Origin of the sequence: Pseudanabaena sp. FACHB-2040 (assembly GCF_014696715.1) — a bacterium.
Taxonomy (GTDB): Bacteria; Cyanobacteriota; Cyanobacteriia; order Phormidesmidales; family Phormidesmidaceae; genus JACVSF01.
In genome coordinates, this window is record NZ_JACJQO010000005.1 from 992,289 (window position 1) to 1,016,554 (window position 24,266).

Annotated in this window: 23 protein-coding genes; 20 read left to right on the forward strand and 3 right to left on the reverse strand. The window is 55.5% G+C overall.

The window, feature by feature from the left end; genetic code table 11:
- The first annotated feature begins 48 nt into the window (after positions 1-48).
- Both H6G13_RS08190 and H6G13_RS08195 read left to right on the forward strand, forming a co-directional pair.
- Positions 49-1,950 carry a transketolase C-terminal domain-containing protein gene (locus H6G13_RS08190; RefSeq protein WP_190482635.1) on the forward strand — a complete coding sequence of 634 codons (1,902 nt, stop codon included), beginning with the start codon at positions 49-51 and terminating at the stop codon, positions 1,948-1,950.
- Between the two features lie 310 nt (positions 1,951-2,260).
- A complete protein-coding gene (locus H6G13_RS08195) occupies positions 2,261-3,460 on the forward strand; it encodes a LuxR C-terminal-related transcriptional regulator (RefSeq protein WP_190482946.1) in 1,200 nt (399 codons plus the stop codon).
- Here H6G13_RS08195 and H6G13_RS08200 read toward each other — a convergent pair.
- Positions 3,457-4,755: an MSMEG_0569 family flavin-dependent oxidoreductase gene (locus H6G13_RS08200; protein WP_190482636.1), complete on the reverse strand. Its 1,299-nt coding sequence runs from the start codon at positions 4,753-4,755 to the stop codon at positions 3,457-3,459. The two genes, H6G13_RS08195 and H6G13_RS08200, sit on opposite strands and share 4 nt — an antisense overlap.
- Positions 4,756-5,111: 356 nt before the next feature.
- Here H6G13_RS08200 and H6G13_RS08205 point away from each other — a divergent pair, with 356 nt between their 5' ends.
- The 13 genes from H6G13_RS08205 to H6G13_RS08265 all read left to right on the forward strand — a co-directional run bounded on the left by H6G13_RS08205 (position 5,112) and on the right by H6G13_RS08265 (position 18,082).
- On the forward strand, positions 5,112-5,594 hold the full coding sequence (locus H6G13_RS08205; protein ID WP_190482637.1) for an MSMEG_0572/Sll0783 family nitrogen starvation response protein: 483 nt from the start codon (positions 5,112-5,114) through the stop codon (positions 5,592-5,594).
- Between the two features lie 219 nt (positions 5,595-5,813).
- Positions 5,814-6,824, forward strand: coding sequence for a Nit6803 family nitrilase (locus tag H6G13_RS08210; RefSeq protein ID WP_190482638.1), 1,011 nt, complete (start codon positions 5,814-5,816; stop codon positions 6,822-6,824).
- A gap of 72 nt (positions 6,825-6,896) precedes the next feature.
- Positions 6,897-7,985, forward strand: a complete 1,089-nt coding sequence (locus H6G13_RS08215; RefSeq protein ID WP_190482639.1) for an MSMEG_0568 family radical SAM protein — start codon at positions 6,897-6,899, stop codon at positions 7,983-7,985.
- 201 nt (positions 7,986-8,186) lie between these two features.
- Positions 8,187-8,699, forward strand: a complete 513-nt coding sequence (locus H6G13_RS08220; RefSeq protein ID WP_190482640.1) for an MSMEG_0567/Sll0786 family nitrogen starvation N-acetyltransferase — start codon at positions 8,187-8,189, stop codon at positions 8,697-8,699.
- A complete protein-coding gene (locus tag H6G13_RS08225) occupies positions 8,656-9,672 on the forward strand; it encodes a sll0787 family AIR synthase-like protein (RefSeq protein WP_190482641.1) in 1,017 nt (338 codons plus the stop codon). The genes H6G13_RS08220 and H6G13_RS08225 overlap by 44 nt, the downstream gene beginning before the upstream one ends.
- Before the next feature lie 16 nt (positions 9,673-9,688).
- Entirely contained in the window at positions 9,689-10,855 is a 1,167-nt protein-coding gene (locus H6G13_RS08230) for an MSMEG_0565 family glycosyltransferase (protein WP_190482642.1), read from the forward strand.
- Positions 10,848-11,144: an MSMEG_0570 family nitrogen starvation response protein gene (locus tag H6G13_RS08235; protein WP_190482643.1), complete on the forward strand. Its 297-nt coding sequence runs from the start codon at positions 10,848-10,850 to the stop codon at positions 11,142-11,144. The genes H6G13_RS08230 and H6G13_RS08235 overlap by 8 nt, the downstream gene beginning before the upstream one ends.
- A 61-nt stretch (positions 11,145-11,205) precedes the next feature.
- Complete coding sequence (locus tag H6G13_RS08240; RefSeq protein ID WP_190482644.1) at positions 11,206-11,973, forward strand: hypothetical protein; 768 nt, start codon at positions 11,206-11,208, stop codon at positions 11,971-11,973.
- A 92-nt stretch (positions 11,974-12,065) separates the two neighbouring features.
- Positions 12,066-13,742: a GAF domain-containing sensor histidine kinase gene (locus H6G13_RS08245; RefSeq protein ID WP_190482645.1), complete on the forward strand. Its 1,677-nt coding sequence runs from the start codon at positions 12,066-12,068 to the stop codon at positions 13,740-13,742.
- The gene (locus H6G13_RS08250; protein WP_190482646.1) at positions 13,742-14,395 is read left to right on the forward strand and encodes a response regulator transcription factor; all 654 of its coding nucleotides are present in this window, start codon (positions 13,742-13,744) and stop codon (positions 14,393-14,395) included. Before H6G13_RS08245 ends, H6G13_RS08250 begins: the two co-directional genes overlap by 1 nt.
- A 201-nt stretch (positions 14,396-14,596) precedes the next feature.
- On the forward strand, positions 14,597-14,965 hold the full coding sequence (locus H6G13_RS08255) for a response regulator transcription factor (RefSeq protein ID WP_190482647.1): 369 nt from the start codon (positions 14,597-14,599) through the stop codon (positions 14,963-14,965).
- A 56-nt stretch (positions 14,966-15,021) separates the two neighbouring features.
- Positions 15,022-17,457, forward strand: coding sequence for a GAF domain-containing protein (locus H6G13_RS08260; RefSeq protein ID WP_190482648.1), 2,436 nt, complete (start codon positions 15,022-15,024; stop codon positions 17,455-17,457).
- A 40-nt stretch (positions 17,458-17,497) separates the two neighbouring features.
- Positions 17,498-18,082, forward strand: coding sequence for a dihydrofolate reductase family protein (locus H6G13_RS08265; protein ID WP_190482649.1), 585 nt, complete (start codon positions 17,498-17,500; stop codon positions 18,080-18,082).
- A 9-nt stretch (positions 18,083-18,091) separates the two neighbouring features.
- Here H6G13_RS08265 and H6G13_RS08270 read toward each other — a convergent pair whose 3' ends face one another.
- Together H6G13_RS08270 and H6G13_RS08275 are read right to left on the reverse strand one after the other, a co-directional pair.
- The gene (locus H6G13_RS08270) at positions 18,092-19,468 is read right to left on the reverse strand and encodes an aminopeptidase P family protein (protein WP_190482650.1); all 1,377 of its coding nucleotides are present in this window, start codon (positions 19,466-19,468) and stop codon (positions 18,092-18,094) included.
- A gap of 193 nt (positions 19,469-19,661) precedes the next feature.
- Entirely contained in the window at positions 19,662-20,594 is a 933-nt protein-coding gene (locus H6G13_RS08275; RefSeq protein WP_190482651.1) for an alpha/beta hydrolase, read from the reverse strand.
- Between the two features lie 139 nt (positions 20,595-20,733).
- Here H6G13_RS08275 and H6G13_RS08280 point away from each other — a divergent pair, with 139 nt between their 5' ends.
- The 5 genes from H6G13_RS08280 to glp all read left to right on the forward strand — a co-directional run bounded on the left by H6G13_RS08280 (position 20,734) and on the right by glp (position 24,202).
- Positions 20,734-21,225 carry a DUF393 domain-containing protein gene (locus tag H6G13_RS08280; protein WP_190482652.1) on the forward strand — a complete coding sequence of 164 codons (492 nt, stop codon included), beginning with the start codon at positions 20,734-20,736 and terminating at the stop codon, positions 21,223-21,225.
- A 161-nt stretch (positions 21,226-21,386) separates the two neighbouring features.
- Positions 21,387-21,638 (forward strand): hypothetical protein, encoded by a 252-nt coding sequence (locus tag H6G13_RS08285; protein ID WP_190482653.1) that lies wholly within the window; start codon positions 21,387-21,389, stop codon positions 21,636-21,638.
- 100 nt (positions 21,639-21,738) lie between these two features.
- Positions 21,739-21,957, forward strand: a complete 219-nt coding sequence (locus tag H6G13_RS08290; RefSeq protein WP_190482654.1) for a hypothetical protein — start codon at positions 21,739-21,741, stop codon at positions 21,955-21,957.
- A gap of 3 nt (positions 21,958-21,960) precedes the next feature.
- Entirely contained in the window at positions 21,961-22,890 is a 930-nt protein-coding gene (locus H6G13_RS08295; RefSeq protein WP_199305766.1) for a ChaN family lipoprotein, read from the forward strand.
- A gap of 25 nt (positions 22,891-22,915) precedes the next feature.
- Complete coding sequence (gene glp, locus H6G13_RS08300) at positions 22,916-24,202, forward strand: gephyrin-like molybdotransferase Glp (RefSeq protein ID WP_190482655.1); 1,287 nt, start codon at positions 22,916-22,918, stop codon at positions 24,200-24,202.
- The last annotated feature ends 64 nt before the right edge of the window (positions 24,203-24,266 follow it).

A 24,266-nucleotide genomic window follows, 5' to 3' on the forward strand; every position in this document is an offset into this window, starting at 1 on the left:
GCCCCTATATTTTTACCTTCTGTAGCCAGCCGATAGGACACCGACACCATGACGAGTTTTCCCATTGATCTGGGCGCATACCAGCGGATCTCCCTCGATGCGTCAAACCCCACCCTCACCGACGAGCAGCGGAATGCTCTCAAGGCCAACATTCAGCTCTGCCGCGATGCGATCGTGTTCTTCACAGCAACGGGAGCAGCCAGAGGCGTTGGCGGTCATACCGGCGGCCCCTACGACACTGTGCCCGAAGTGGTGATTTTAGATGCGCTGTTCCGGGGCAAGCCTGATGCCTACGTGCCCATCTACTTTGATGAGGCAGGACACCGCGTTGGCACCCAGTACCTAATGGCAGCCTTAGCTGGAGATATCCCCGCCGAACAGCTCATGCACTACCGGGAAGCCCACCACGATCTCCCCGGACACCCCGAACTCGGCCTCACCCCCGGTGTGAAGTTTAGTTCTGGGCGGCTGGGCCACATGTGGCCCTACGTCAACGGCGTCGCCCTGGCAAACCCCGGCAAAACTGCCTTCTGCCTTGGCTCCGATGGTGCTCAGCAGGAAGGCAACGATGCCGAAGCAGCCCGTCTAGCGGTGGCTCAGCACATCAACGTCAAACTGCTGATCGACGATAACGATGTCACCATTGCCGGTCACCCGTCGGAGTACCTGGGCGGTTTCAACGTTCGCAAAACCCTGGAAGGCCACGGTCTGAAGGTGCTAGAGGGCGACGGCGAAGATGTCGATGGCCTCTATACTCGCATTTGCGAAGCGATCAACACCCCTGGCCCCGTTGCCGTGATCAACAAGCGCCCCATGTGCCCCGGCATTGAAGGGCTAGAAGGCTCTAACCACGGTCACGATGTGATTTCGGTGAAGGGTGCGATTCAGTACCTAGAATCCAAGGGCTTGACTGAAGCGGTAGAAATTCTCAAGGGCATTTCCGGACGCAAGAATGATTACACCTTCCTGGGTGCTAGCGACAAGCAAGGCTCTAACCGCAACGTCTTTGGTGAAGCGGTGGTCGAAGTCCTCGGCACCATGAGCGAAGAAGACCGCAAGAACAACGTTCTGGTGGTCGATAGCGACCTGGAGGGCTCCTGCGGCCTTACCCAGATCCGCAAGGCTCACCCCGAAGTCTTCATCAGCGGCGGCATCATGGAGCGGGGCAACATTTCGGCAGCGGCAGGCTTTGGCATGGCCGAAGGCAAGCAGGGCATCTTTGCCACCTTCAGCGCTTTCCTAGAGATGTGTATCTCTGAAATCACGATGGCGCGGCTTAACAGATCCAACCTGCTGTGCCACTTCTCCCACGCCGGGATTGACGACATGGCCGACAACACCTGCCACTTCGGCATGAACAACATGTTCGCCGACAACGGGCTGGATGACGGCTATGAAACTCGCCTGTACTTCCCTGCCGATGCCAACCAAATGCGGGCCTGCGTGAAAGCTGTCTTCCACAACCCCGGTCTGCGGTTTATCTTCTCTACCCGCTCCAAGGTGCCCATTCTGCTGAACTCAGAGGGCGGTGAGCTGTTTGGCGGTGACTACACCTTCACCCCAGGCAAAGATGAAGTTCTGCGCGAAGGATCAGCAGGCTACATCGTGACCTATGGTGACTCGGTCTATCGCGCCTTGGATGCGGTAGAGCGGTTAAAGCAGGAAGGCCTTGATGTCGGCCTGATCAACAAGGCCACTCTCAACGTTGTAGACGAAGAGATGATGGCCAAGATTGGCAAGGCTCCCTTTGTGCTGGTGACCGAAGCCTTTAACCGTCGCACCGGATTGGGCAGCCGCTTTGGTACCTGGCTGCTAGAGCGGGGCTACACACCCAAGTATGCTCACATGGGCACTCACCACGAGGGCAGCGGCGGACTGTGGGAGCAGTACGAACACCAAAACATCGGTTCCCCAGGCATTATGGCCAAGGTGAAAGAGTTGGTGGGTTAATTAAGATGCTCGTGAAGGATCCCCCAGTTACTCGAATCGCTAGTTTCTCGATGCCCCCCTATAGCCCTTACGGGCATGCGCCAAAGGCGTAGGAAAAGGGGGCAGGGGGATCCAAGCTCGGCCTTCGAGTATTTCGAACCCCAATTCAACGCATTTCTGCGAACGGGAGCATCCTGAATGCTCTCGTTTTTTATTTCAACGACTTGTGTTGAGAGATACAGAGCAATCCTGCAAAGTATATTCAACTGGAAGTACTTGCGATCGCTGTCCTTCCTCCCCGAGGGCTTGAGTGGCTGAACTGGTTCATCCGTTGCTAGATTCCACTCGCCTTTTATTTGACCTGCAGCAAGTGGGTCAGATTGCGCAGGCCATTTCGGGGTGTCTGGATGCGGGTGCGATCGCAACCCAAGTCACCAATGCCCTAGTAGACCAGTTCGACTGCGTTTTTGCCCGCATCTGGCTAGTTGAGCCAGACCAGCAGACCCTACGGCTAGTCGCCTCCTCCGGGCTCTACACCCACACCGACGGCTCCTTTGCCCGGGTGCCGATGGGAGCCTATAAAGTTGGCAAGATTGCTCAAAACCGAGTGCCCTTTCTCAGCAACCAGCTGCCCGAAGAGTCTTGGGTAAAGGACCGGGACTGGGCTATTGCCAACAACATTCAGGGCTTTGCTGGCTATCCCCTAGCCGTGAAAGACCGAGTCATTGGGGTGCTGGCTACCTTCAGCCATTACCCCCTAGCTCCAGAATTTCTAGAGGTGCTGCAGGTGCTATGCATGACCACCACCATTGCCCTCGATGCCGCACTGCAGGCGCAGCGATCGCTGCAGGTTCTACAAAACAGCCGTCCTGTCGGGTCTGCCGCAGCCCTACCCCTATCTGATCAGCTAGCAGCTGTCCTCACCTCAACTCGGCTCATGCTCATGGGCACAGAGCAATCTCTATCCCCCTGCGTCGTCCACGTCTTTTTAAGAGCGGCAGAGGTCTTAAACCAGCTTGGCTGTAACTACTGCCGCCTCACCTATGGCGACCAAAGCGCGAACCTGGAGGCTTTAATAGCCCTAACGGTAAGCGGACTGCCTACAGACACCGCTCAAACAGCACCTGCCCTCACACCACCCCAGTTTCTCGAACTGCAGTGGATGGCTACTTGTCTAGGAGGCACCCTAGAACTTCAGGTAGGTACCCAGCGGCGAGCACTCCAGTGCTTGCTCCAACTTCCTTACGTCAACCCGTTCCCCCAGGCCATCCCCCTCACCCCCGTACAGACAACTGCCGACCCCCTTCAGGCTGCTCCACCAGAGATTGAAGACAGCAGCCAGCGGCTATCGGAGCGGGAGCGAGAGATCATTAAGCTCCTGGCTCAGGGGATGCGCGATCGCGATATTGCCCGCGAACTCCACATCAGCGAAAGCACAGTCAAGTTCCACATCAACAACAGTGCTGCCAAGCTGAGCGCCAAAAATCGCTACCAGACCGTCTATCAGGCAGCGATTCGCGGCTGGGTTTAGGAGCCAATCACCACTTCGCGGAGCAGCGCTACCTCATCGAGGGTGTGCGTTCGCGGGGCTGCTTTGGATCGCTGACGCGAAACAATATAGTCGGCCAAGTAGCGCGCATCACGAGCAATGCCGGAGAAGCGGCCCGACCCCCAGGTGTAGAGCCAGGGCAAACCCAGGAAGTACAGCCCTTTAACCGGGGTAACGCCCCGATCATGGCCGGGATAGCCCTTGCCGTCAAACACCGGAATTTCTACCCAACGGAAATTAGTTTCGTAGCCAATACTCCAGATCACAGTCTTAATATTGGCCACCTGATAGTCAAGGGATAAGACTTCTTCTTCGGGTTCCCACACCGGACGATAGGGTGGATCGGTTGGCGCATCGATCTGATTCTTGTCGATAAAGGCATCAATCGTTTTCTTGATGCTTTCGGCGACAGCATCAGCCTGGTCTAAGTTTTGCTTGAGATTGCCGCAAAACTCCAGCCCGTTATCCTGAATCTCCTTCAGCCTGCCGTACAGCTTCATCCCCTCTAGGGCAAACTGACGCAGATCAATTTCCCGCCCACCCCCGCGCCCTGTGACATAGTGATTGGTGCGGTGCCGCAGAGTCTCCTTCTGGGGGTGCTCATCAATGGGCAGGTCATAATAGCCCATTTGATCAAGCCAATCGACCACATCTTTACCCCGATATCGTCTGGGGGAACGGGGGGCACCCCCGACACACAAATGCACCTGCCGACCCGCTAAATGGAGATCTTCAGCAATTTGGCAACCCGACTGCCCAGTCCCCACCACTAAAACGGCTCCCTCCGGCAGCAATGCTGGATTGCGGTATTCCGAGGAGTGAAGCTGCACCAGCTCATCCGGCAACCGCTCTGCTATGCGCGGAATTTTCGGCAGGTGGTATCCGCCCGTAGCTACAACGACCTGATCGGCTGTGAAATCTCCAATAGAGGTTGTGACCTCAAAGATCCCTAGCCCGTTTTGGCCTACCCGCATGACCTCAACGCCCTCTTTAAGCAGCGGCTCAAAGGAAGCTGCGTAAGCCTCGATGTAGCCAACAATCTCATCTCGCTGCATAAACCCATTGGGGTCGTCTCCTTGGTAAGCAAAGCCTGGCAGCATACATTGCCAGTTCGGAGTTACCAGACAGAAGGTGTCCCATCGTTTAGAACGCCAGGAATGCCCAATCTTCTCCTTCTCAAATACCAGATGGGCAATGCCCCTTTCTTTGAGGCAATAGCTTATAGACAGGCCCGCCTGTCCTCCACCAATGACGAGAACAGGATAGTGTTTTTCCATAGCGTAGCTATTTGGAGACTTTACGGCTTTGATAACAGCAACTTAGACGGTTAAAAACAGTAGTTCCTGTAACGCTAGCTACACTTCTCAAAGGTTTAGCAATACCAACAGGGAACAAACAAAAGTGTAGCTAGGAGAAGTAGGGACAATAGCCTTGATTGACCTATCACTTTAAACAGGTTTCCGAAATTTTTCGCCTATTTCCTCAGCCTGTAAGGGGCTACCCCTATCGATTGAGGCAGACCTTATTCTTTTGTTACGGCTGATACAGGTGAGGTTTTTTAACCCGCTTAAGGTGCTGGGTAATCAACGCCACAACAGCGCTTGTCGCGACAACAATTTGAGGAATTCAGTTCATGCCTGAAGTAACAATGCCTGCTCACAAATCCGGCGACTTTTTCGTGGATTACGAAGAAAAAGTCTTTCCTGATGTCAAAGCAGATCCTGGTGAAAAGGCTCTAGTAACATTCCACACGGTTGCCTTTGAAGGGTCAATTGGTCTAGTCAACCTGCTTCAAGCAACTCGCCTCATTCGTAAGGGGTTTGAGACCTCCGTTCTGCTGTATGGTCCTGGGGTCACCCTCGGCGTTCAGCGCGGTTTCCCGAAGCTGGGAGACGAAGCATTTCCAGGCCACCAAAACATGAACAATCAGCTTATGAAGATCATGGAAGAGGGCGGCAAGGTTTATGCCTGTCGTTTTGCTCTGCAAGCTCTTTATGGTCACGGCGAGCCCTCTTTGATGCCCGGCATCCGGCCAATTAGTCCCTTGGATGTCTTGGATTTAGTGTTGATTCACCGCAAGGAAAACGCATTTATTCTCGATACCTGGACACTGTAATATAATCAGCTACGGATGAGGGGATTTCTTCTAAAATGAGTCGGCTGTGTGTTGTCTGTTTACTCCTTTCATCCGCTCATAGGCTCTTTGCTTCAGGCCTATTTTTGTAGAGTTTCGCTGCTTGAGTAAGCAGTTCGCAGCAGGGCTTATTCAACCTCTGGATGTCTGCTTTTAACTAATTTTAGCTTGCTTTTTCCTGTCGAATTCTGGTTCGTTGCCGTGGATGATTCCCGCATTGTTCGAGCAGCGGCTGTGCAGATATCGCCTGTCCTGCACAGCCGAGAAGGAACAGTTGAAAAAGTGCTGGATGCGATCGCAACTGCCGCCGCCCAAGGGGCTCAGCTCATCGTCTTCCCCGAGACCTTTGTGCCCTACTACCCGTACTTTTCCTTTGTGCTGCCCCCAGTCCTAATGGGCAAGGAGCACATGAAGCTGTACGAGGAGGCAGTAGAAGTGCCAGGCCCCGTTGTAGAAGCCGTCAGCAGCGCTGCTCGCACTCATGGCGTAGTTGTCGTCCTCGGCGTGAACGAACGCGACCAAGGCTCTATCTACAACGCCCAACTCATCTTCGATGCCGACGGCACTCTACTGCTGAAGCGGCGCAAAATCACCCCGACTTACCACGAGCGTATGGTCTGGGGTCAAGGCGACGGGGCCGGTCTAACCGTCAGCCATACCGCCATCGGTCGCATTGGAGCCCTAGCCTGCTGGGAGCACTACAACCCACTGGCCCGCTACAGCCTGATGGCCCAGCACGAGCAAATCCACTGCGCCCAGTTCCCAGGCTCAATGGTCGGCCCCATCTTTTCCGAGCAGACCGAAGTCACCCTGCGCCACCACGCCCTAGAGTCTGGTTGCTTTGTGGTCAACGCTACCGGCTGGCTCACCCCCGAACAAAAAGCCCAAATCACTCCCGACCCCAAGCTCCAAGTCGTGCTCTCAGGCGGCTGCTACACCGCCATCATCAGCCCCGAAGGCGTGCATCTCTGTGAGCCAATTCGAGAGGGCGAGGGGATTGCGATCGCAGATCTCGACTTCAGCCTGATTACCAAACGCAAGCGCATGATGGACTCAGTCGGTCACTACGCCCGCCCCGACCTGCTCCAGCTTCAGCTCAACGGCACCCCCTACAGCAGCTTTTCAGCCCCCGCGATGGCCCCTGTCAGCCCTATTCCTTCGCTTGTGCACGAAGACCCTAGCCCCGATGGGGTTCTGTCCCCCACACCGTAGTGGGAGAGAAAGGCGCGTCTTCCCCTCCCACTCATTCACTCCCTGCCCATCCACCCCCTAACCTTTCCACTTATGAACGCCCAAGAGGTTATCACCGAACTCCAGTCCAAAGGCCTCAAGCTACTTGACCGAAACCAGGGCGCATCCGGCCGCAGAGGGGGAGCTGGCCCTTCCGATCACAAAGCTATCCAGGTGGGCGAAACCACTGTCATGGTGCCCGTCTTTACTGATACGGCAGCAGACTCTCCCTACACGGTGCAGCTTCAAGAAACTGGAGAACTGCCCATCCTGACCCGAGAGGGCACAGTGATTGGCCCGATCGCCTTTCCCAAGCAGCCCCAGTTCTACGGCCTCCAGACTGCAGACGGCATTCCCTACTGGAAGATTGCGCTGCTGCACAGCCACAACGTGCTCGCTACCACGGTTTTGCAGACCTGCATTCGCTACGACAATCGCCGCACTGCCTGTCAGTTTTGTGCGATCGAGCAATCCCTAGCAGCAGGCCGCACCATTGCCCAGAAGACACCAGAGCAGCTGGCAGAGGTAGCAGAGGCCGCCGTTCGTTTAGATGGCGTCGAAAATCTGGTGATGACTACCGGCACACCTAATACCACCGACCGGGGAGCCGCCTATCTAACCGACTGTGCCCGAGCCGTCAAAGCCCGCGTCAACCTACCGATTCAGGCTCAGTGTGAGCCGCCTAACGACTTCATCTGGTTCGAGCGGCTGCAGGCAGCCGGGGTCGATAGTCTGGGTATGCACCTGGAGGTAGTCGATGCGGCGGTGCGCGATCGCATCATGCCCGGCAAAGCCCGCGTCCCCGTTAGCTACTATTTCCAAGCCTTTGAGGCTGCCGTCAAAGTCTTCGGCTGGGGCCAAGTCAGCACCTACCTGTTGGCCGGCCTCGGCGACAGCCTGGAAACCCTGGTCGAAACCAGTGATCGCCTCATCCAAATCGGCGTCTACCCCTTCGTCGTGCCCTTTGTCCCCATTGGCGGCACCCCCCTAGCAGCCCACCAGCCCCCCTCCAGCGAATTCATGTTCACCCTATACCAGCAAGTCGGTGCTCTGCTCAAAAAAGCCGGTATGTCCTCCGATGATATCAACGCTGGATGCGCCAAATGTGGAGCCTGCTCCGCCCTTAAAGCCTTCGAGAAATAACGGTCTGGCCCTCAAAAACGCTTGGTTAGGAGCACAAGGGTTTGCACCTGATCTCCGCAAGATTCAACCCCATTCTCCTTGTCAGAACAAGCCTTTGCACGAGGCGCAAGCCCTTGCACCCCAACGAAAAACCTTTCCTACCTTCCCACCCACTGATCCACCCCTTATCCATCCACTTTCTACCCGCTCACCCATCCACCCATGACCACCCGCACCTATCGCTTCCAACTCGCCCACACCGACGCCGACATTACCAGCTACTTTGAGCTGCGGCGGCAGATCTTCTGCGAGGAGCAGGGCCTTTTCAATCAGCACGACCGCGACAACCTTGATACCCTTGCCTACCCCATCGTGGCGATTGTCGAAGAACCCGGCCAGCCGGATCAGATCGTAGGCGTGGTTCGGATCTACGAGGAACGACCTCGCCTGTGGTATGGCGGGCGACTGGGCGTGCATCCCGACTTTCGCCGCGTGGGCCGCATCGGCAAAGGATTGATTCAAAAAGCTGTGACAACGGCAAATACTTGGGGATGCGATCGCTTTCTAGCCACGGTTCAGCTACAAAACGTTCGCTTCTTTCAGCGGCTCCACTGGGAATCGCTCCAGGAGATCGATATCTGCGGCCTGCCCCACCACCTGATGGAGGCTGATTTGGCCCACTACCCAGCCAATGGCGAAATTCGCCCCCAGCTACCTGTCCCCTCCGTTGCCTAGGGATACCCGCTTGAACCTGACCGATCTCATTGCCCAACTCCAGCAGTCTGTCGGTATCCTTGGCAAGCGCGACATCCAAACTGCCGCCAAAGCCTTGGTAGATCAGCACGCTTCCGCCCCAGCTATTCGGCCAGGCGACGACTGTGCTGCTATTGCCGACGCCGATGGCTTCCTCCTACTAGCCGCTGAAGGTATGCTGCCCCGGTTTGTAGCCGAAGAGCCCTGGTTCGCTGGCTGGTGCGGGGTGATGGTCAACGTGTCTGATGTCTATGCGATGGGGGGTACTCCCATTGCCGTGGTAGATGCGCTGTGGAGCCAAACTCCGGAAGCGAGCAAACCCGTCTGGGAAGGTCTGCAGGCAGCCGCTAGCGCCTACGGCGTGCCCATTGTTGGCGGCCACAGCAACTGCGCTAGCCCTCACGAAGGGCTGGCTGTCGCCATTTTGGGCCGAGCCCAGCACTTGATTACCAGTTTCGATGCCCAGCCGGGAGATACCTTAATGGTGGTCGTTGACCTGAGGGGCAGTTTCTTTCGCCACTACCCTTTTTGGAATGCGGCGACTGAGGCCGATCCGGCTCGGCTACGGGGCGATCTGGCGCTGCTGCCGGAGCTGGCTCAGGAAGAACTGTGTCGGGCGGGCAAAGACATTAGTATGGGCGGCATTGCAGGCACCCTGCTGATGCTGATGGAAACTTCGGGCTGTGGGGCAGTGCTGGATCTAGATCTGCTGCCCAAACCCGCAGGGGTTGACCTGGAGCGGTGGTTGACCTGTTTCCCTAGCTTTGGTTTTTTGCTGGCAGTACCGTCAGAGCAGGTCGAGGCCGTTAGAGCCAAGCTGGTGCAGCGCGATTTAGCCTGCGAAGCCGTAGGCGTGGTGATGGAGGGTCACGATGTTTGGCTCAAGCTAGGAGACGACACTGCTTTGCTTTGGGACATGGCAAAGTCGCCTCTAACTGGATTTGGGCCTGCCTAATCTATGCCTTTGACCTATGAGTGATTCTCTACGCATTGCGCTGCTAACCTACTCCACCCAGCCCAGGGGCAGTGTAGTTCACACGTTGGAGCTAGCACGGGCGCTGAAAAAGCTAGGTCATCAGCCCAGCGTGTTTGCTCTAGACAAGGACGGGCAGGGGTTTGGGCAGGCTCTACCGTTTGAGACCTATAGTGTTCCAGCAGGCCCCTCTGATAGTGGGGTAGATGGACTGATTCGGCAGCGGATTGAGGAATTTGTCAGTTATTTTAAGCAGCACAGCTCAAGCTATGACATCTTCCATGCCCAGGACTGTATTGGGGCCAATGCCCTGGCAGTGCTGCGGCAGCAGGGGCGCATTCCTCATTTCGCGAGAACGGTGCACCATGTAGAGGCGTTTGAAAGCCCCTACCTACGGGATTGTCAGGATCGTTCGATTCGGCTGCCAGATCAATGCTTGTGTGTCAGCCAATTCTGGCGGGAGGCGCTATGGACAGACTATGGCCTTCGGGCAGAGCGCGTTTTTAATGGGGTCGATACCGATCGCTTTAGCGCTGCACCTAACGGCACAGAAGCGGATCTAGCAGTTGCCTTGGGGATAGCCGGTGGGCCTATCTACCTGACTGTCGGAGGTATCGAGCCCCGAAAAAATTCGATTCGGCTGCTGCAGGCTTTCGCGCAGGTCTTGGTCCAATCTCCCCAGGCTAAATTGGTGATTGCGGGGGGAGCAACCCTATTCGACTATCAGCCTTACCGTCAGACATTCTTAGAGACTGCTGCCGAGCTAGGAATTCAGCCAGGACAGTCTTTATGCTTGCCGGGGGTGATCGCTGAGCAGGATTTGCCTACGCTGTACCGGCTTGCAGATGCTTTTGTTTTTCCTTCGACAAAAGAGGGCTGGGGGCTGGTGGTGCTGGAGGCGATCGCAACTCACCTTCCTGTCATCACCTCAAACCAAGCCCCTTTTACAGAGTTTCTGACTGAGGATCAGGCCCTGCTGGTCAATCCTGAGTCTGTAGATGCGATCGCAACCGCCATGCTGCAGGTGACTCAGCCCAAGGTGCGTCAGCGACTGATTGCCAATACCCGGGGAGTTTGCGATCGCTTTACCTGGATCCGTTCTGCTCAGCATCACATCACTGCTTACCGCTCACTGCTGCTTACAAGAGACTACAGCCATGCCTGAAATTCGCTTTCGCATTGAATGGCCTGATGGAGCCCAAGAGCTTTGCTATTCCCCCTCCCTGGTGGTCAAAGACTACTTCGCACCCCAGCAGAGCTATGACCTGCACGACTTTTTGCAGCGCTCGACAGAGGCCCTACAGATTGCCAGCGACCGAGTGCAGGCCAAGTACGGAATGCCTTGCAACCTAGCTCTGGGGCAGATCCAAAAGATTCAGGCAACGGCTAAACGGTATCAGAACGTTCCAGAGGCCAAAGTTAAGTTGCTAGGCTTTCTCGAGGCAGCGGTTTGAAGTGGCACAATATAGGCTATTCAAAATCGTCAAACCGGTCTCTTAGACTGCTTGAGTTCCTATGGACTTTGCCAGTGATGATGAGCTGCAGGCATTTTTAACGCAGTGGCTAGAAGAACACGGCCATAACGTCTATCGGGAGGTTGCCTGTCCCGACGGCGGAACCATCGACATCCTGACTCAGAAATATGCGATTGAGTGCAAACGCGATTGGTCTCAAGCAGACTTGTCTGCCGCTGCCGAACAGCTGCGGGCCTACGGGCAGCATTTTCCTGAGCAGCAGCCTGTCATTGCCGGACTTGCCTCTGCGCCTGCAGACACCGACTTTGATGCTGCCACCGATCGCCTCAAGACATCAGGGGTTGAAATCTGGTTTATTGACCAGATGGAGGCCTTCACCCACTATTACCGGGAGCTAGAAGCGCGCTCTAAAAACCCTACGCCCCGCCGCCGGTTCAAATTGCCGCCGCTTATAGCCGGGGTAGCAGTTGCCCTGGGGATCGCCGCAATTTTGGCCGGGAGTTTTGCGATCGCATATCACATTCTAGAAGACACCGAAACCCGCCTAACCATTACCGCAGAAGACAAAGAGCAGTGGGATGCCTTTCACAGAGCCGCTGAGGTCTGGGACATTAATACTGCCCAAAATAGCCTAACGCCACTGGCTCAAAGCAAAAATCGCTGTGTTCGGGCCTTTGCGACCCGTCAGCAAGACAGCCTTAATGCCAATGCCGCCGAAGGATTTCGAGAGCTAAACGACATCAAGCGCAGCCTCAATGACCAGGAAAACTGTAAATTAGAGGTCACTCCTTTCTCTTTTTCGCCATAACTCCCCCTGATACAGAGGCCGCTTGAAGAGAAATTGCCTACGCTAGCAGGGAGAAAGCGCTCGATAAAAAGCATCTAGGACTCAAAGAACCCATGCCGGACCTGCTGAGAAATCTCTTCGCTTCGGGTTCCTTCATTCCCCACGGGCACTGCTATCTCTGGCAGCCGGGACTCGTCTGGCTTCACATTTTGTCAGATGCTCTGATTGGCCTCGCCTACTTTTCTATCCCTATTGCCCTCGTTTATGTGGTTAACAAGCGCCAGGAGGCCCCCTTTAGCGGGCTACTGCTGCTGTTTGGGGCCTTCATTACAGCCTGTGGAACGACCCACTTGATGGAGGTCTGGACCCTCTGGCACCCTACCTACTGGCTATCAGGCGTACTCAAAGCCATTACTGCGCTGATCTCGCTGTATGCCGCTTTTGAGCTGATCATGCTGCTGCCCCATGCGATCGCACTGCCTACCCTAGCCGCGACCAACGAGAAGCTAGAGGAGGAAGTCACCGAGCGCAGACTGGCAGAAACGGCCCAACAGCGCTACGCCCAGCGCGTAGAGGGCATTAACGCCATTAGCGGGGCAATTCTGGCCCAGCAATCCTCTAGGGAAACGGCGGAGGTGGCCTTACTACACCTGCGACGACTCGTGCCCTGCCACTGGGCAGCCGTCACCCTATTCGACTTTGCCCGAGGTCAGGCCAAAGTGGTAGCCGGAGATCTCGATGGCGAGCAGCTGTTCCCAGAGGGCAACTGCCTGCCTCTAGAATACTTTTCTACTCAAGCTATCCTGACGCCTGGCTCCGTATACTACGTTGAAGATATTGCCTCCCTGGAGCATCCCTCTTTGATGATGCAGCGCCTGCTGGCTTCAGGCATGTGCTGTTGTATGGTGGTGCCTCTGTTTATTGAAGATAAGCTGATTGGCGAACTCAAGTTTGCCAATACCCACATCCCTGCTTTTACTTCAGAACATGAAGAAATCGCCATCGAAGTTGCAGCCCTGCTAGCGCTGGCGATTCAAAAAGCGCAGATGCTGGAGCAGACCCAGAGCGACCGTGAGCGCTTACACACCCTTTCTGCCCAACTCATAGACGCCCAGGAGACCGAGCGCCGCCACATTGCCCGCGAGCTGCATGACGAGATCGGTCAGGCGCTCACCATCGTAAAAATCAATCTCCAGTCGCTCAAGCGAGCCGCCCAGACAGAGGCAAGTCCGTCCAACCCCTCCCCAACGGCTCAAACCGCAGTTCAAGATAGCCTCGATATTGTGGAAGTTGCTTTGCAGCAGGTACGCGATCTCTCACTCAATCTACGGCCTTCGCTCCTAGATGATTTAGGGTTAACTGCCGCTCTACGCTGGTATGTTGATCGCTACTCCCAACGCACCGGTATTCCAGCCGCCTTCTCTGCCACTTCACCCCCACCTCAGCTCCCACCAAACCTGGCAACCGCCTGCTTTCGCATTGTTCAAGAAGCGCTAACAAACGTTGCTCGCCATGCCCATGCCCATCAAGTCACGATTGAGCTGCAGCCACTAGAGAAGGAACTGCACCTGCTGATTCAAGATGACGGCGTTGGCTTTGATGCCCATGCTGCCCACAAGCGGGCAATGCAGGGGGGCAGCCTAGGTCTGCTGGGCATGGAGGAGCGGGCTCTGCTGGTAGGCGGCCATCTCACGATTCACTCCAAACCCACGGCTGGCACCCAGATCCACGTTCACATCCCGATCACCGATCAATCGCTGATCCCTGCCCCCGCAGAAAAGGGGGGTTGATGCAGCCGATTCGGGTGTTACTTGCCGACAACCACACGCTGATTCGAGCCGGGTTGCGATCGCTATTAGAGTCAATGGAAGCCGTTGAAGTTGTGGCTGAAGCTAGCGACGGTCGAGCCGCCATTCACCTAGTTAAAGCCCACCAGCCCGACGTGGTACTGATGGATGTTGCAATGCCGGAGATGAACGGTTTAGAAGCAACCGCGCGAATCGTCAAGGAGTTTCCCAACACCCACGTGATGATCCTCTCCATGCATGCCAATGAAGAGTATGTCATGCAGGCCCTACAGGCAGGCGCAATGGGCTACGTGCTCAAAGATGCAGGCGTGGCTGAACTAGAGCTAGCCCTCAAATCTATTTCTAAAGGCGAGGCATACCTCAGTCCGGCAGTTTCTAAACACGTGATTGCAGATTATGTGCGGCGCACTGGGGGCGAGTCGAGTACCCCCAGCCATCTCACGCCCCGTCAGCGCGAGATCCTGCAACTCTTAGTCGAAGGGCACTCGGCAAAAGAAATCGCTGCTCGGCTCGTCATCAGCATCAAGACGGTCGAAACGCACCGTTCTCAAATTATGGAGCGGCTAGATATTCACGATGTTGCCGGTCTAGTGCGCTACGCCATTCGCACCGGGCTAGTCACAGCAGACGAGTAGCCGCTGCGCTTGGGCCAATACCTCGGGGTTTTCTGAGAGAGATCTCAGGGTTTCCCTGATATCGCTCTCAAGACCCTCAGGGTAAATTTGAAATTAAGCAACCCCCCCGTAACTTCAGGTTTCCAGCCAAACGCTACCACGCTTGAACTGGCTGACTCAGGGAGAGAGCTTACAGGACGTAATTGTTGTGGAAACAAGCCCATGCCGCCCCTGCGTATTCTGCTAGTAGACGACAGCCTGCCATTTCTAGAGTCGGCCACTCGCTTTTTGGCGACAGAAACCTATCTTGAGATCGTCGGGCGGGCACTCTCTGGTAAGGAGGCCCTAACGCAGGTTTCACAACTGCGCCCTGATCTAGTGCTGATGGATCTGGCCATGCCAGAGATGAACGGTTTGGAAGCAACTCGCCAAATCAAACTGCAAACAGACGCACCCTACATCATCGTTCTGACCTTGAACGACAACAACGAATACCGAATTGCGGCTGAGGCCGTAGGAGCAGACGGTTTCGTTCCCAAACTGGATTTTAGCGATGCGCTACTCCCGCTGATCTCCAGCCTGATTAAGTGACCCAGGTAAGGGCAGCGCCGCCCACCTAACCTTTTCGCGGATACCCATTTTTGATCATGCCAACTTCCGACTACCCGCAAACTTCCGACACATCGTTAGCGGTAGCTACACCTGCCAGCAGCAGTGCTTTCTCAGGGCGCAGCCGCGAAGAGATTACAGAAGAAATTGCAGCCACCTTTGGCTTTGTGCCGCCCTTTTTTGAGCCTGCCGAGTCTCCGCAGGTTCTAGAAAACCTGTGGCAGCAAACGCTTTCTGCCTATGTCCACAATCCGCTGCCCGCCTTATTTAAGGAAAAGCTGTCGGCGTATCTGTCGCGCTTCTGCGATGTGCCCTACTGCATGGTCTGCCACAGCTGTTCACTGCGGCCGCTAGGTTTAAAGGCACGACAGGTATTAGAGCTACTAGATGCGCCCCCACCAGTAGAGACTGACGTTGAGAAATATCTAGCCGTTCTAGCGGCTCAGCCAGTGCCGCTGCAGCCTTGGGCAGAAGCAAACTCGGCGCTAGAAGAGAGCCTGCTGTACTGTGCCATTTTTATTGGTATTGAACATGCTCAAGCTGACTTCTGTCGGCAGGAACTACGACGTATCTTAGGGGCAGCAACGTATCAGCATCTGGTTTCCTTCATTGCCTACACCAAGATGTGCCATGCCTGGATTGAGGCCCATCCTGAAGTTACCTACGAAGTAGACCAACGGGCCCTAGAAAATCTAGGAGCGCTGCTGAAAGAGGAGCCTGACCTAGAAATTTTCTTCCGCGACTACCGTGAGAAAGTCAAGTACGAAAACCAGAGCCGCGCGGCTCAGATCCTAGAGTTGGCAGAGCGCAAGCGCCGGGAGGAGGCACTGCGGCAGCAGATGGAGCGAGAACGGTTGGTCGCTGAAATGGCTCAGCGCATTCGTCGTTCGCTGAATCTAGAAGACATTCTGCACACAGCCGTTTCTGAGGTGCGGCAGTTGCTGCAGGCAGACCGGGTGTTTATCTACCGCTTTGAGCCCGACTGGAGTGGCGTGGTTGCAGTAGAAGCCGTTGTTCCCGGCTGCTTGTCGATTCAATCCGCTCGAATTACAGAATCTTTCTTCATGTCAGCAGCGGGACGTGAACTCTACAAGCAGGGGCAGATTCATGCTGTCCCCGATACTCAATCGGCAAATATCACTCAGTGTCACTTTGATTTCCTGACTCGACTGCAAATCAGAGCAAATCTGGTCGTTCCCATTGTTCAAGGCGAAAAATTATGGGGGCTACTGGTTGTTAATACTTGTTTTGAGCCACGCGAATGGCAACCCTTGGAGCTGACCCTGATCAAGCATCTGGCCACTCAGCTTGCGATCGCAATCCAACAATCTGAGCTGTACCAAAAACTTCAGGTAGAGCTCGAGGAACGGCAGCGCTCAGAGGAAAAAAATCGCCAGCAGGCAGCCCTGCTCGACATCACCAGCGACGCTATTTTTGTGCTCAATCTCGACAGCCAAATCCTGTTTTGGAACAAGGGCGCTGCCACCTTATATGGCTGGCAGGCAGACGAAGCCCGAACCCAAATGATTGATCAGCTGCTGCACCCCAACAGGCCCTATCTCAAAACGTTAGCCACGCTAGCTGAAAAAGGTAGCTGGCAGGGCGAGCTTCAGCACACCAGCAAAGATGGCAGAACCATTGTCGTAGACAGCCGCTGGACTCTGATGCAGCCAGAGGGGCAGCCCCACTCGATTCTGGTAGTCAATACCGACATCACCCAAAAGAAAAAGCTAGAGCAGCAAGCTCTCCATGCCCAACGCCTGGAAATTTTGGGCACCCTTGCCACCGGCATTGCCCACGACTTAAACAACGTCTTCACGCCGATTCTCGGCATTGCCCAGCTGCTCCAGCTCAAGCTGCTAGACGCCGATAAGTCTACCCAGGAACTGCTTCAGCTGCAGGAGTCTAATGTTAGGCGGGGGGCAGCTTTGGTCAAGCGAGTGCTCTCTTTTGCTCACAAAGCCGATAGCAAGCCCACTGTGCTTCAGGTAGAGCCGCTCATTCTAGAGCTGGTTCAAACTGCCCGAGAAACTTTTCCTAAGTCAATCGAGATCCAGACGGAGATCGAGCCCTACCTATGGCCTATCTTTGCTGATGTTACCGAGCTCCATCAGGTGCTGCTAAACCTTTGTGTCAATGCCCGTGATGCCATGCCTCGCGGCACCCTCACAATCGCGGCTGAGAACGTGGTGATCGATGAAGCCGATACCCCCAATCCAGATGCTCAGATTGGCCCTTATGTTGCCATCACCGTATCGGATACAGGAACCGGCATTGCTCCCGACGTACTTGAGCGCATCTTTGAGCCGTTCTTTACCACCAAAGAACTGGATCGAGGCACAGGGCTTGGGCTTTCTACCGTAATGGGCATTGTCAAGAACCAGGGCGGGTTCATTGATGTTCACAGCCAAGTTGGCCAAGGCACTCAGTTCAAAGTATATTTGCCCATGCACATCGAGCGCTACGGACTTTAAGAATTCTTGACTGAATTTCGCTGGCCTGAAGGAAAATGCCATGAAATTGCTGATCTACTATGTGGCTTGCAGTGTTGATGGCTTCATTGCCCATCAAGACGGCTCCTTTGATGGCTTTCTTCAGGCCGGAGATCACATCACCGATTTAGCCGCAGTCTTTCCTGAAACCATTCCGGCCCATTTTCGGGAAGCCTTGGGCGTGAGAGGAGAAAATCAGCATTTTGATACGGTGCTGATGGGGCGCAAGACCTACGAAGTGGGGGTACAGGTAGGCATTACCAGCCCCTACCCCCATCTCAAGCAGTATCTGTTTTCCCGCAGCCTCAAGGAAAGCCCCGATGCTGAAGTTGAGCTTGTCTCACAGGATGCTATCGCTCGAGTCAAACAGCTGAAGCAGGAGACCGGCAAGGGGATTTGGCTCTGTGGTGGGGCCAGTCTAGCGGCCACGCTATTTGCCGAGGACTTGATTGACGAGCTGATCCTTAAAGTCAACCCGTTTCTAATGGGATCTGGCATTCCCCTGTTTTCTAAGACGATACAGCAGAGTGCGCTGGAGCTGTGCGATCGCAAAATCTACAGCACCGGCGTTTTACGGCTACACTACCGGGTCAACCCCCAGTTTTAACAGCAAACCTTAGCCACAGACCAAAGACTCCACAGCCTCAGCCGTATTGGGCAAACCCACCGTCAACACCTCACAACCCTCTGCCGTAATCAGCACATCGTCTTCAATGCGAATGCCGCGCACATCGGCAAACTGCGACAGCCGCTCCCAGTTCACCGAGTCCCGGTAGCGCTCCCGCCGAACCGGGTCTTGCAAAATACCTGGCACCTGATAAAACCCAGGCTCAATCGTGATCGCCATGCCTGCCTGCAAAGGCCGATCTAGCCTCAAAAAGGCAAGGCCAAAGCGATCACTGCGGCTGCGGCCCGATGCATACCCGGCCAGATCGCCTAAATCTTCCATATCGTGCACGTCTAGCCCCAGCAGATGGCCGACGCCGTGGGGAAAAAACAGTGCGTGGGCATCTTGCTCCACCAGCGTCTCTGGCTGCCCTTGAAGGATACCTAAATCGACCAGACCCTCGGCTAGAACCTGGCAAGCCAGCAGGTGCACATCGCGGTACTCCACCCCCGGTCGTGCTTTGGCAATACAGGCATCGTGGGCAGCCAGCACCAGATCGTAGAGATCGCGCTGGGTGGGAGAAAACTTGCCCGAAACCGGCCAGGTGCGGGTGATGTCCGAGGCCCAGCCAGAAGCGGCCTCTGCCCCGACATCGGCCAGCAGCAGATCTCCCGACCCTAAGCGGTGATGGTAGTGCTCGTTGTGCAGCACCTCCCCATGAATTGTGACAATGCTGTTGTAGGCGCAGGTCATACCGTGGGCCATGATTACCTGCTCCATAGCGGCCCGCACTTCAGCTTCTGTAGCTGCCTGACGAGTTGCCGCCATACCCGCCCGATGCGCCTTGACCGATACGGCTGCCGCCTGCCGGATCTCGGCAACAGCCCTAGCATCGTGGCATAGCCGCACCTGCACAATCGCCTCTGCCAACCGTTGGTCCTGGTTCTGTGCCTGGGCTATGCCCACAGAACGCCCCAGCAGAGCCTGCTGTATCGATCGCGTTGCCGCATCGAGCACTGGCAGGGTTGCCGCCTCTGCCACCCACTGGGCTAGCTCAGCTAGAGGGTAGGCAGCATCAGCCCCTATCTGCTGCGCCAGTTCCTGCCGCGTGGGCGAAGGGCCATGCCACAGTGCCTCCGCTGGCGTAGCCTCATCCATAAACAGTGTCAGCTGGCCCCGCTCTAGTCGGATCGCCGCATTTGCTAACGGCACCCCGGCAAAGTAGAGGAAGTGGCTGCTGCTGCGAAAAGGGTGAGTATTTGCCGGGAAGTTACGCGACTGAGGCTGCCCCGACCACAGGACAACCGGAAAATCAACGTGCTGGGCCAGACGTTCGCGGCGCTGGCGCAAGGCGTGGATGAGGGAGGGAGTGGCAGTGATCAGCATAAGGCAAGAAAAAGGGAAGCCAGGAATGAAGATGACACGCAGCAGCCTTTGACTATCGGACTATCGCAAGCCCTTGCCCCTTGTTCCCAGGCAGAGCCTGGGAATACCCGCTAGAGGCTCTGCCTCTCCAATGCCAGGAACAGAATTCAGGCCCTGCTTAAGCAGCCCAGAGGATTTGCCAACAGTCTCTCTGCTATAGCTTATTATCACTCTGGCCAGCTGTCTGCGGCTCTACCGGGCTCAGGCGCTCTAGCCAGTGACCTGTCGCCCGCACAAACTCAGCCGTCGACTCATAGGGCATGACATTGCGTCCGACAATCAGTTCGCCCTCAGCCTTGGGCAAATGCCTCAGGTAAGCATCCAACCGTTGCTGGGCAGGCGTGTCTCGGCTGGCCCGGTCAATGCCCGAGGCCGCTTCGCCAAACAGCACCAACGTTGGCTGCTGAATCTGCTCAATGGCCTGGGTATAGTCCTTGCGCCAAAAACCGGCGAGAAAGGCAAACACGGCGTAGCGGCTGGCAGGGTCTGCAGCTCCTTGATTCAAAGTCCCCAGCCATTCCTGGTCCACATCGGCGGCCTCGGCAAACAGCTGCCGTTGCGAAAAAGACTCGATAAAGGCTTCTCGACGGGCATAGCGGTAAAAGGCTCGGCCCAAGGGACTATCAAACAGCAGGTTCCATAGCAGCTTTTGCAGCAAGGGCGACATTTCCTGAGAAACTAGCTGCCAGCCAGGCGGGCCAGACAGCACCAGCCCCCGCACCCAATGCCCCTCCAGCCGCTGCACCAGCCGAATCGCCACAGAGAACAAGGCTCCCTGCACCACGAGCACCACCGGTCGCTGAATTACTTTTTCAATCAGGTGCTGCAGCTGAGCTGCCCAATCATCGGGAGTATAGGCGACCTGAGGCATATCGCTCTCGCCACAGCCCAATAGGTCTGGGTTGTAAATGGCCTGCGGATAGCCCTGCACAGACCACTCCCGACAAAATCGATCCCAAAAATGCCGGGATAGCCCCACCCCAATAGGATGGATCAACAGCAGGGCAGGCTGCGCCGTCGTTTGGGGCCCGTGCACCTCATAGGCGCAGCGATAGCCGTTCCATTCGTAGAACTGGGTTTGAGACATGGTTTGGAGCACCAAAGCCAGATTGGGTTAACAAGAACTGTGTTTATGCTGACACAGCGGGTGAGAACTTCCTTCTTCCACAGGCGTAACCCTTCTTAGAATAAGTAAAGGAACTTTAGACTTTCTTTAGCAGTTCGTTATGCCCCTGGCTGAACAGTCCCAACCTCAGGTCAATCTCTCGGTCGATTCTCCTGCCTGGAAAATCAAGCTCCTGTATGACGGGCAATGCCCGCTGTGCGTGCGAGAGGTAAATTTTTTGCAGAAACACGATGCCGGACGAGGGCTAGTTGCCTTTGTCGATATCGCCGACGATACTTACCGTCCCGAAGATCATGGCGGCGTTGACTTTGAAACAGCAATGGGCCGAATTCACGCAGTGCTGGCAGATGGCACCGTAATCAAAAACGTGGAGGTCTTTCGCCAGGTCTACACCGTGCTGGGCATGGGTTGGGTGTATGCCGCTACTGGCTGGCCTCTGGTTGGCCCTCTAGTAGACCGGCTTTATGAGCTTTGGGCCGACTGGCGGCTGGCGCTAACCAGACGACCCGATCTAAAGACGTTAATAGCCGAGCGGGAACGGCGTTTAGCCAAAAATACTAAAGGGCAGTGCCGGTTGGATCAACCGTCCTAAGATGGATCCGAAGGGATTAAAAAAAAGTTAAAGTAGCGAGCAATGCTCATCTTTTGAGCATCTCAAGATAGATCTGAAATGTGGGTAGACATAAAGCCTAAAGTAGTTTTTATGTACTATTCTAAGAGAACATCATCTACTGCCTTTTGGGGGTGCTGACTATGCCTTCGATGACGATTCGGCCCGGTTCGCATATTCGCCTCAAAGGGCAGTCTCAGTATGTGCCAGATTTTCTGGTTGTCCGGTGTGAGGGAGACCAGTGTTGGGTGCGGCAGCAAACCTGGAACCTTGATGCTCAGCTCCAGATTGGGGTGACTCAGATTGCTATTCCTGACGTGGATCCGGCCATCATGGCGCAGGCAAGGGGCAAGATAGTTTCTCTCAATGAGTATCGAATGCGTCGGAAGGGATAAGCATTTCTAGGGATGATTGGGGATAATTAGTAACAATTAGACATAGAGTTGTTTGAGTGTGCTCTACCTCTAGTCCGATTCCCCATTGTGGACACTTGCCATGAGTCTACTTGCCCAACTGCTGCAATTCCTTCGTTTTTTGGAAAGTTTGCTGGAATTTTTGGAGTTTTTAACGACTCCAATTGGGTTGGTAGCGCTAGCTGGGCTAATTGTTTACTGCCCCCTTTGCGTTCTGGGCTTAGACGCTCCCACCGCGATGACTGTTGCGGGTTCTGTGGCCTTGACGCTAAGCTGCATTCTCATCAGACCTGAGTTTTAACTCATGCAGCAATCCTTGCGGCGATTTGTTCGCCTGGCAGGCTGGCTAATGCTGGGCTGCCTCTGCCTTTGGATCATCAATCTGGCTCAGGTACAGCCTGCTGCTGGCCTAGCTTCTGCCTCTACCCAACCTGGTCAAGCTAGTCTGTCTCAGCCAAGCATTTTAGAAGCACTGGCTCGAGCCGAAGTGGTTTACCTGGGCGAAACTCACAGCAGCCCAGCAGATCATGCGGCTCAGCTAGAGATTATCCAGGCGTTGGTGCAGGAGAAAGTTAGAGTTGCGATCGCACTCGAAATGTTTCAGCGCCCCTACCAGCCCATCCTCGATGCCTACCTAGCTAGCGAGATTGATGAAGCTGCTCTGGTGGAAAAGACCGAATATGAGCAGCGCTGGGGCTTCCCCTGGGAGTACTACGCACCAATTCTGCGGTTTGCCAAAGCCCAGCAGATGCCTGTCCTCGCCCTTAATACCCCTACCGAAATCACCCGCAAAGTAGCTCAGGCTGGGTTAGACAGCCTCAGTGAAGAGGATTTTCGCTACATTCCTCCCGTCACTGAGATTCATACTGATAATGCTGCCTACCGGGCTTACATTGAGGATATTTTTACCCAAGCCCACGCAGGTCACGGTTCGGCCCTGTCCTTCGACAACTTCTTTGCTGCCCAAGTGCTGTGGGATGAGACGATGGCTGAGGGCATTGCCGACTTCCGGCAGGCTCACCCTGACTACTCAGTAGTCGTTCTCGCTGGGCAGGGGCACGTCATCTATGGCTACGGTATTCCCGATCGGGTAGCCCGCAGGCTGGGAGACGATCTGCAGCAAGCTATTGTCATTCTCAATCCCGATGCGGCGCTGCAGGCTGAGTTTGAAAATGGAGTGGCTGACTACTTCTGGTTTACTGAAGACAGCGCCCTAACTTCGCCGTCATTCTAAAAGCCCTGAGATTTCCCCTTCCCCTATGATTCCTGCTGCCGAAGCCGAAGCGCTTATTCTCAGTCAAGTTGTTCCCCTGTTTTCCCACCACGATGCTGAGGTTATCAACCTAGAGCAGGCGACCGGAAGAATTCTCGCCACCGAAGTCATCAGCCACCTCGACTTCCCCCACTGGGACAACTCGGCCATGGATGGCTATGCCGTTCGCTACGAAGACGTGCAGGCAGCTTCGGCAACCAACCCTGTCACGCTCACCCTTAGCGAAGAGATTCCTGCCGGTAAGCCGCCCCAGCGCCTCCTCCAGCCAGGAGAAGCAGCCCGCATCTTGACCGGATCGATGATGCCGGAGGGGGCCGACACGGTGATTATGCAGGAAGTCACCGAGCGCACAGAAACTCAGGTCAGCGTTCTAGAAGCCCCTGAGCCACAGCAGTTTGTGCGACACCGGGCCAGCTACTACCAGGCCGGCAATCCCCTGCTATCTCCGGGTCTGCGGCTAAATGCACCTGAGGTTGCGGTTCTGGCAGCGGCTCAGTGCGTTCAGGTATCCGTTTTTCGGCGTCCCCGAGTCGCTATTCTCTCGACCGGCAGCGAGCTGGTAACGCCTGATCAGCCGCTCCAACCCGGCCAAATTGTTGATTCTAACCAGTACGCTTTAGCAGCACTAGCGCAGCAGGCTGGAGCAGAGGCCCGCTGTTTAGGCATTGTCCCCGATGACCCAGCAGCGCTCAAAGTTGCTATCGCCAACGCTTTGACCCAGGCTGATATAGTGCTCTCCTCGGGGGGTGTCTCTGTAGGTGACTACGACTATGTTGACCAGATTTTGACTGACTTGGGCGCAACCCTACACTTTCGGGCCGTGGCCGTACAGCCAGGGAAGCCCCTAACCTTTGCGACCTTCACTGCCCAAGACAGACTCGGCAACTCAGCCTCTAGCCGCTCGCCTCTATACTTTGGGCTGCCGGGAAATCCTGTGTCGGCCCTAGTCAGCTTTTGGCGCTTTGTAGAGCCTGCTCTGCGCAAGCTTTCGGGGCTGCCCCACTCCTGGGCTCCCACCTTTGTTACCGCCACCACTCGCCAAGACCTGAGATCTGGCGGCAAGCGAGAAACCTATGTATGGGGTCAGCTACAGCAGACAGCAGCAGGCTATGAATTTATGCTGGCAGGAGGCACCCGCAATTCGGGCAATCTGATTAACCTGGCTGGCACCAATGCTTTGGCAGTTGTGCCCATCGGCCAAAATAGCGTGGCTGCAGGCAGTTCTGTTCAGGTCATGCTGGTGGGTCAGCCCATTCTAAACTCGGGGCAGTAGTAAAGCTGCTCTGATTAACTCGCGTTTTCAGGAATGCCAAAAGCTTTTTCTTTGTAAAAAATAA